Source organism: Dehalococcoidia bacterium (assembly GCA_003597995.1).
Lineage (GTDB): Bacteria > Chloroflexota > Dehalococcoidia > Dehalococcoidales > UBA1222 > SURF-27.
Window position 1 is genome coordinate 26,206 of the sequence record QZJY01000020.1, and the last position, 9,048, is coordinate 35,253.

At 53.1% G+C, this 9,048-nt stretch carries 8 protein-coding genes; 4 read left to right on the top strand and 4 right to left on the bottom strand.

The window, feature by feature from the left end; all coding sequences use genetic code 11:
- Window positions 1-234: 234 nt before the first annotated feature.
- On the bottom strand, window positions 235-483 hold the full coding sequence (locus C4542_03165) for a DUF1858 domain-containing protein (GenBank protein RJO62595.1): 249 nt from the start codon (window positions 481-483) through the stop codon (window positions 235-237).
- Entirely contained in the window at window positions 470-1,777 is a 1,308-nt protein-coding gene (locus tag C4542_03170; GenBank protein ID RJO62596.1) for a DUF438 domain-containing protein, read from the bottom strand. The genes C4542_03165 and C4542_03170 overlap by 14 nt, the downstream gene beginning before the upstream one ends.
- Window positions 1,778-2,035: 258 nt before the next feature.
- Here C4542_03170 and C4542_03175 point away from each other — a divergent pair, with 258 nt between their 5' ends.
- Genes C4542_03175 through C4542_03185 form a run of 3 tightly spaced genes read left to right on the top strand, consistent with a single transcriptional unit; the run spans window position 2,036 to window position 6,698 of the window.
- Complete coding sequence (locus C4542_03175) at window positions 2,036-2,653, top strand: uracil-DNA glycosylase (protein RJO62597.1); 618 nt, start codon at window positions 2,036-2,038, stop codon at window positions 2,651-2,653.
- A 13-nt stretch (window positions 2,654-2,666) separates the two neighbouring features.
- A complete protein-coding gene (locus C4542_03180) occupies window positions 2,667-4,328 on the top strand; it encodes a ribonuclease J (GenBank protein ID RJO62598.1) in 1,662 nt (553 codons plus the stop codon).
- A 9-nt stretch (window positions 4,329-4,337) separates the two neighbouring features.
- Entirely contained in the window at window positions 4,338-6,698 is a 2,361-nt protein-coding gene (locus C4542_03185) for a DNA translocase FtsK (GenBank protein RJO62599.1), read from the top strand.
- A 96-nt stretch (window positions 6,699-6,794) separates the two neighbouring features.
- Here the strand turns inward: C4542_03185 and C4542_03190 are convergent, their stop codons facing one another.
- Window positions 6,795-7,301, bottom strand: coding sequence for a hypothetical protein (locus C4542_03190; protein RJO62600.1), 507 nt, complete (start codon window positions 7,299-7,301; stop codon window positions 6,795-6,797).
- Window positions 7,302-7,697: 396 nt separating this feature from the next.
- Between C4542_03190 and C4542_03195 the strand changes: the two genes are divergently transcribed.
- Complete coding sequence (locus C4542_03195; GenBank protein ID RJO62601.1) at window positions 7,698-8,663, top strand: WD40 repeat domain-containing protein; 966 nt, start codon at window positions 7,698-7,700, stop codon at window positions 8,661-8,663.
- A 9-nt stretch (window positions 8,664-8,672) separates the two neighbouring features.
- Here the strand turns inward: C4542_03195 and C4542_03200 are convergent, their stop codons facing one another.
- Window positions 8,673-8,981, bottom strand: coding sequence for a hypothetical protein (locus tag C4542_03200; GenBank protein RJO62602.1), 309 nt, complete (start codon window positions 8,979-8,981; stop codon window positions 8,673-8,675).
- Window positions 8,982-9,048 lie beyond the last annotated feature (67 nt).

Sequence of the window (9,048 nt, forward strand, 5' to 3'; positions counted from 1 at the left end):
CGTCAGGCTGCCTTTGGCAGTGGCATAATGAAAGCTGATTATCTAGATCTCTGCGGCATATTTACCTTTAGAAGAGCGATGTCCATGTCAGAGGGAACGAAAGATGTGGAGGGTATTGAAACGCTTACCCGAAGGTCAACTGGTTAAAATAGAGGTAGATAAAAAATGGTAGCTACCAGGGATGGAATCCAGCCCCCATCCCCATATTTATTGGAGAAAAATAAGATGTGTTGCCTATATTCTGGAGAAAAGAGCCTGCGGTGATTTCACAACAAACCTATTTTCCTCGAGTTTTCTCACCACATCATCGAGGTTTTTCCCCTGCTTCTGGCAACCCTGAGGTATTGTCATAATTTTGCCAAGAGTGTTCCTGACAACCGGGTAAGTCACACCCGCAAACCCCAATTCTTTGAGAACGCTGATGAGTTCCGGGAAAGCCTCTGTGAGTTCGTAGACACTCCTGGTCAAATCAATCTCTTTCATCCAGCAACCTCCTCTCCCCCTCTAATTGCTTGATTCCAGTGATGTCTTGAGTGACTTCAAGTGTTCCCAGGTAGTTCCCCTGGCTGTCCCGCACAGCGAAGTAGCGGATGTAAATCAACCGGTCATGGAAGGTGATCCAGAATTCATAAGAGTCCCGCTTTCCCTGTTTGAAAGCGGATAAAATCTTTTCCACCTTCTCCACGCTCTGCGGCGGATGGCAGTTCTGCACCTTCCTTCCCAGAACTGCCTTGGTGCGCAGGAAAATGCGTTCCTTGCTGTCTGAGAAGTAACGCAGCGTATCATCCTTATCGATGAAAGTCACGTCCAGCGGAAGTGTATTCAATATAGGTAGCAACTCTGCAAGCTTGATTGAACCCGTGGGCATATTGATAGCCTCATCACGGATTAGTGTCTCTTCGAGGAGCGTTGACTCCAGATGCCTGATAAGTTCGGTCGTTTCCGCCGGTTTTTCAATGAAAACATAGCCGATGCCATCACTCTCCCGAAGTATTTCCACCCAATCACCGGCATCGAGCTTTTCGAGCGAAGCGGGGAAGAGAATATTCTCTTCCTTGAATACCATGCCCAGGACTTCGTCGATGAACGGGTTCAGTCTTTTCTCAAGATAAGCGGATAGCTCATCGTGCCCCTTAATGCCATCGAGTTCAGCCGATGCCGCTTTCAGCAATCCCCTGATTTCATTGTCTTTCCCCCACATCACTTTTGAAGGGCCCATGAAGCCCTTTTTCTCAAGGAACGGGAAGAGGAGCTGCTCTTTGCGTTCATAGTGGGTTTCCACCCCCCTGAGTTTGAGCAAGACTTCTTTAAGTTGCGCCTTAACGCGGGGAAAGCCGGAGCTATCCTTTTTTTCAGCCGTCTTTTTCAGGGCATCAACCAGTTTTTCTATTTCGCGGTTTTCCAGCTTGAAAAGGTAGACCGGGTGCGCCGGCGAAGTTTCTTTGACGGCCTCCTTTTCCAGGGCTGACTGGAAGATAAGGGCGTGGACATTGCAGAACTTCTTAATCTCTTCCGTGGAAAGTCCCTCGTCAATGAGAGATTGCTCGAGTTCCGCGATTTCAGACGAGCTGATATTGCCCGCTTCCTGTTCGAACCGCTGTTTGGCTTCCGTGACCGACAGACCCTCATGTAACTTGAGGATAATGTCCTTGAGTATCGCCTTTTTCGCTTCTCTCTTCAACATATCAGCCATGTTTGACCTCCTTGTGGTAAATACTGATTCCTGGCCTTCACCGAATAGTGATTTTCGGGGTCGGACAAACTGGTTATACGCCATTTTTTGTCAGGTAGCCCTCTACTACCATTGAATAGCGGACGTTCATTTCAACTCTCCTCTGTTCAGGTGTTAATTTAACATGCTTCAAAAAACTTATCTGTGATATTGCTCACACTGTTAATTTTTTCTCCGTGAAGTTGCTGGAGACTCAAACTGGCTTAGCCTTGGTTAAAGCTAACTCAAATTGACTTGACATATAGCCCGTGTTATCATGATTCAAGAGGTGCAGACATCAATTCCAGCCCTGCCAACTATGATATGTCGGCTCTAACTGAGCTTTATCAAGCCGTACGCTCCTGCCACAAGTGTGAAATATCGAAATCGCGGACTAACGCGGTGCCCGGAGAAGGGGCGGAGAACGCCGAGATCATGTTCATCGGCGAGGCTCCGGGCTGGCACGAGGACCAGCAGGGGCGACCATTCGTCGGTTCAGCCGGCCAGTTCCTGGACCAGCTCCTGAAATCCATCGACCTCAAGCGCGAGCAGGTGTACATTACCAATGTCATCAAGACGCGCCCGCCGGACAACCGCGACCCGCTGCCGCAGGAGATTATCAACTGCCGCCCGTGGCTGGACAAGCAGCTTGAAATCATCAAGCCGAAGATGATAGTCACGCTGGGGCGCTACTCCATGGCTCTCTTTCTGCCGGGTAAGACCATCAGCCAGATACACGGCATGGCCGTGAAGAAGGATGGCATGCTCTATTTCGCCATGTACCATCCGGCGGCGGCGCTGCACCAGGGTAGCTTGCGCGGCGTCATCCAGTCCGACATGCTGAAAATACCCGGCCTGCTGGCCGGATTGAAAAAAGAAACCGGAGAAAATAAGGCTCAGATGAGCCAAAAGGGAGAAACGCAGCAACTCAAGCTGTTATAAAGGAAAAAAGCTCATGCCAAAAGAAAAACTCAAGATCATTCCCCTGGGTGGCCTGGGGGAAATAGGTAAGAACATGATGGCCATCGAATACGGCGAGGACATAATGGTCGTCGACTGCGGACTGATGTTCCCCGACGAAGAAATGATGGGCATCGACTTGGTTATCCCCGATGTCAGCTACCTGGTGGAGCACCAGAAAAAGGTGCGCGGCATCGTCATTACCCACGCCCACGAGGACCACATCGGAGCGCTGCCCTACGTGCTGCCGCAGCTTAACGTGCCCATCTACTGCACCAAACTGGCCAAAGGCCTCATTTCCGGCAAGCTCAAAGAAAGAAAAGTTCTGGCGCAGACCAAGATCAATGTGATTGCCCCGGGAGGGCATTTCACTCTGGGGCATCATTTCGCGGTGGAGTTCTTCCCCGTGTGCCACAGCATCCCAGACGCGGTGGGACTCATCGTGCGCACTCCCGCCGGCACCATCGTGCATACAGGTGATTTCAAGCTGGACTACACGCCGGTAAACGGGCAGCCCACCGACCTCTCCCGCCTGGCGCAGGTGGGGTCGCAGGGCGTGCTGCTGCTCATGTCCGACTCGACCTACTCCGAGCTGCCGGGTTACACTCCTTCCGAAAAAGTGGTCAGCGAAGCACTTGATACTATCATCGCCAATGCTCCTGGCCGCGTGCTGGTGACCACATTCGCCTCCCTTATCTCGCGCATGCAGCAGATAATAGATGCCGCTGCCAAACACAACCGCCGTGTCTTCGTGGTGGGACGCAGCATGACGGACAACGTGCGCATAGCCAGCGACCTGGGCTACCTCAAGCTCCCGCCGGGCGTCATGGGGCATATCGACGAGCTATCCCGCACCCCTCGCGAAAAGGTTGTGATTCTCACCACCGGCAGCCAGGGAGAGCCCACTTCCGGGCTGGTGCGTATCGCCAGCCGTGCCAACCAGCATATCAGCATTGTTCCCGGAGACACCGTAATCATCTCCGCCTCGCCCATACCGGGCAATGAGTCGCTGGTCAACCGCACCGTGGACAATCTCTTCAAGCAGGGAGCCCAGGTGTTTTACGGCAGCCGTACCCAGGCGCACGTTCATGGCCATGCCAGCCAGGAAGAGCTCAAGCTGATGATGAGCCTCACCAAACCCAAATATTTCGTTCCCGTGCATGGCGAATACCGCCACCTCAGCCTGCATGCCAAGCTGGCGCAGTCGGTAGGTATTCCTGCCGACCACACCTTTGTGCTGGAGGACGGCGACGTGCTGGAACTGGATGCCACCGGCGGTAAAACCGGTCACAAGGTAAGCTCCGGCAATGTTTACGTGGACGGCCTCTCCGTGGGGGACGTGGACGGAGTCATCCTGCGCAACCGCCGCATGCTGTCACGCGACGGCATCGTGGTGGTCATCATCGCTATCAACAAGCAGACCGGCAAGCTGGTCACCCGTCCCGATATTGTCTCGCGCGGCTTCGTGGATGTCATCGAATCCAAAGACATGCTCGACGGCGGGCGCGACCTGGTGGCGGAGGTGTTGAACCATGGCCGGACGCACACTTCGGACAGGGGTTTTATCGACAACGAGGTCAAAAATGCCCTCGACAAGTATTTCTACGACAAGACCAAGCGCCGCCCCATGATACTACCGGTGCAGGTGCAGGTGTAGAGGAAGAGTATGGCCAACAACCACGCGGCCAAAAAAGCGGAAAAACATTCCTCCAGGCCCAAAGCGCGGCCTCAGAAGGCTAGAGCTCCCAAGGTCAATCGGAGCGGAGGCGGTCCGGGTCCGTTGAGGCGGCTGTTTACCTCCATCTGGACATGGCGTCTCATTCTGCTGGCGGCCTTTATCGCCCTGTTCGCCTGGCAGTGGGACAGAATCTCTGAATTTATTAACAATCTCATTACGGGCACTTATGGAGCGTTAGGGTGGGGTCTGATACTCATCCTGATGGCTTTAATCGTAGCGGTGAGCGTGCTTTTCCGCGAACAACTGGTGCCGTTTGCTAAACGCTGGACGCTGAATTACTGGTACCGCTGGGCGGGCGCGTTGATATTGCTTTTCGCAATCTGGGGCATACTGGGGTTTTTTGACCTGGGAGGCAGCGTAGGCTCTAACATCGCTGGCGATGATGTTGTGTTGGGCGTGTTCAAGATTCTCGGCCTGGTATTGCTGGCATTCATTCTCCTGCTTCCGGCTATCAGCTGGCGCGTCTTTAAGAATATCGTCGGGGGGCTGGTGGGACTGTTCCGCATGCCCGCGCCGAAGCCGCGGCCCACCGGCATGCCTGCATCAGGTACGAAAGGCGTTGCTTCACTGACAGAGTCCGAGCGCCTCTCCGCCACTGAATCCATAGCACGAGTTCCTCTCAAGGATGGCGTTACACCCCCGCAACGCAGGATCGGCCTGCCTTCATTCGGCGGGTCCGCTGAGAAAGCGGTTAAAGAGCCGCCCAAAAAGCCTGAATTAGAGACCTCTACCGCCGCTCCGAGGCAGCCGGCCCAGCAGGTGGCGCTGGATGTATGGCGCAAGTACGGCGAGTCCTCCAGGGTGGTTGTCATCGACGGCTGGAAGCTGCCGCCCATAGATATTCTGGACAAAGCCCAGGAGATAGAATTCAGCGAGTCCGATAACCGCCAGCGCGCCAAAGTCATCGAAGACGCCCTGGCGAGCTATGGCGTCATCGGTAAGGTCATCGAGATAAACGTCGGCCCTACCGTGACACAGTTCGGCGTGGAGCCCGGCTGGGATATCAAAACCAGACGAGTGCAGGAAAAAGACAAGGACGGCAATGTTACCGCCCGCGACGAAGAGGCCTCGCGTACGCGCGTCAAGGTGGAACGCATCACCGCCCTTTCCAACAACCTGGCGCTGGCTCTCTCCGCTCCCACCATCCGCATTGAGGCTCCCGTACCGGGCAAACCCATCGTCGGTATCGAGGTGCCCAACAAGGTCTACAGCACCGTCAGCCTGCGCGGCATCATAGAGACCAACAGTTTTCAAAAACTCCTCACCAAGACCAAGCTGGCCATGGCGCTGGGCAAAGGCGCCGGCGGCGAAGCGGTGGCCGACGACCTGGCCAAGATGCCGCACATACTGATTGCCGGGGCCACCGGTTCGGGCAAGACGGTGTGCCTCAATGCCATCATTTGCTGCATATTGATGGGCAACACGCCCTATGACACCAAGCTCATTATGATAGACCCCAAGCGCGTGGAGCTTACACCCTTCAACAGCCTGCCGCACCTGGCGGCGCCGGTCATCGTGGATACCGACAAAGCTCTCAGCACCATGCGCTGGCTCAATATGGAGATGGATAACCGCTACAAGAAGCTGGCGGCTACGGGTTCGCGCAATATCGACGGCTACAACAAGGGTAAAACCGGCCCCGAGAAAATGCCTTACCTTATCCTCGTCATCGACGAACTGGCCGACCTGATGATGGCCGGCTTCGACGAGGTGGAGCACATCCTGTGCCGCCTGGCCCAGCTGGCGCGCGCCGTGGGTATTCACCTGGTAGTGGCCACGCAGCGCCCTTCGGTGGACGTCATTACCGGTCTAATCAAGGCCAACTTCCCCACGCGCATCAGCTTTGCCGTCACATCGCAGGTGGACTCGCGCACCATCCTCGACATGGTGGGCGCCGAGAAGCTGCTGGGACGCGGGGACATGCTTTATGCCCCCACCGAGGCGGCCAAGCCCAAGAGGCTTCAGGGATGCTACGTTTCCGACGCAGAGGTGGAACGCCTGGTCTATTTCTGGAACAGCCAGAAGAAGCAGGACGTGGCGCCGCTCAACGTGACGGAAATTGCCTCCGCTCCTCCTGTGATGAAGAAAGAGAGCCAGCCAGTGGACCCGCTTATGGACACCGTGCGTCAACTGGCGGGCGAACATGACCAGATTTCGGCGTCTTATTTACAGAGGAAGCTGGGGATAGGCTACCCACGCGCCGCCAGGCTCTACGACAAGCTCAAAGAGGAGATGGAATCGGGGCTGGACGGCGGTGCGGAGATGCCGAAAGACGGGCCGGAGATATAGCTCTCTCTACATCTCTGTGAAAATTAAAAGGAGTCCCGATGAAATCGGGACTCCTTTTCTGTTAGGTGTTTATCGGGTGCAGCCACTCTTTCATGTCTAGTAGGACGGCGCGAAAGTGGAAGAGGCATCAATATCAGCGGGTAAAGCTAACTGCCCGGCAGGTGCTACCACGCAATTGTTGAAAGTAAGTCCTGGAATGTAACGTGATGCGGGCCCGGCATTCTTTCCCACCACATCGATTTTGTCCCCCGGTTTGAAGTCGTCCATGCTACTGAGGTTCATCAGGTAGCACTGGATTTGGTCTACCCAGATAAAGCCCTTGTCCAATCCGGTGAACATACGTTCATCGACGAGTATATTTTTAAAGATAAAAACAACGTCATTGTACTGGGCATTTACATTAAGCCAGCGGAATTCCGCGTGATCGCCAAAATATTCTCTTAACAGGTCATCGGGTTCAATTGGTACACAACTGTAGTATTCGGGTGGCACATAAGGTTGAGGATTGAACACGGCGCTCTGGCTGCAGCCTGCTAGCAGTGTTGACAGAGCTACTATGGCTAACACAAAAGGCATGGATATCTTTTTAATTGTTTTGATCATCGCTTACTTATTTTCCCCCCAAATATTCAGCTGTGCATTCGGTGATTATGCTGTCATGCACCACTTTATTGGATTTGAAAGGTGTCGTCTGTGACATTTGTCATCATGGTTTGATACTTGAATTTACGAAGTGAGCGACTTCCCGAAAAGCTGAAGATGCTTCGGGATTGTCGCCGACCTCTGGCCGCATAAAATGGAACGGTATTGTCCCTTGTATCTTAGGAAAATAGAGAATTGAAGAAATCGAATTAGCTTTTTTGAGTTAGGAATAGCCAAGTCATAATATACAATTGCGATATTGTCTAAACCCTTAATTTCCTGTTTTTCTACGCATAGGTACGTTTGACATCCCCGTCCAGCTTATTTTTATAATTAAACCTTGAATTTATATGTGCGATGGAGTATTTAACAATGGAAACCGACGCATCAATGATAAGAACCTTAAAAGGGCACTCGGACAGAATCAGCGCCGTAAGTTTTTGCTGCGATGGGAAACGTGCCATCAGCGGCTCATGGGACAATATTTTGATCTTATGGGATGTGGAAACAGGCGAAGCCATCCGCACCTTTAAAGGGCACTTGGATAAAGTCCACACGGTGGATGTAAATAGTGATGGGAAGCGTGCATTAAGCGGGGCGGGAGATGGGAAGATTATTCTATGGGATGTGGAAACAGGCGAAGCTATCCGTACCTTTGAAGGATACTTAGGCTGGGTCTGGGCAGTGAGCTTGAGCATTGATGGGAAACTTGCTATGTGCGGCGCATTCAACAAATCACTGAGCCTCTGGGATGTGGAAAGCGGAAAGCAAATCAGAACTTTCAGCGGACACACAAGAGATGTATGGGCGGTGAGGTTTACTACTGATGGCAAGCAGGCAATTAGCGCTTCTGAGGATACGACACTGATACTCTGGGATGTGCAAACAGGGGAAATAATTCGCGCTTTCAAGGGACACTCGGAAAAAGTCCGTGGCCTGAGTATAAGCAGTGACGGCAAATTGGCTGTCAGTGGCTCATGGGACAATACGTTGATCTTGTGGGATGTGGAAACTGGAAACGTTATGCGGACTTTTAAAGGTCACTCGGATAAAGTCGAAGCTGTATGCATGAATAAAGATAGCAAGTTCGCTATCAGCGGCTCCTGGGACAAGACATTGAAACTCTGGAATATAGAAACAGGCGAAGCCATTCACACTTTCAATGGACACTCAGCTGAAGTCTGCGCGGTGAGTTTACATAGTAATTCCAGACGAGCCATCAGTGCTTCGGCTGATAAAACGTTGATTTTATGGAATTTGGAACCTTTCCTAAACCAACAAGGTTCGGCAAACGCTTCCCAAGCCGTGCCTGAAAAACCTTAAGGAAGGTTGCTAGCTCCTGGTTCTCACAGCTATCCCCAGCACTCCCGGCCCGGCGTGCGTTGCCAGCGCCGGCCCCACGCGTTGAACATGGATGCGCTCTTTGGGGAATGAGGTAATGCTGTTCGCCATTTCCTGGGCTTCATCCGGCGTGGTGCTGTGTATGACCGCCAGGTCTTCTACGCCCTTGAGGCCGTTGGCGAACTCCAGCAGTTTCTCCTTGCCTTTGGACCGGCTGCGCACCTGACCCGAGGGTACCAGCTCGCCATCCTTGACTGAAATCATGGGCCGGTATGTTTCCGTAGAAATCCGACAGTCCATGTAAAATCATGGACATGCAAAACGCCACTTTAATAACTCTATGCTGGGAGCTCTACGAGCAGGGCAT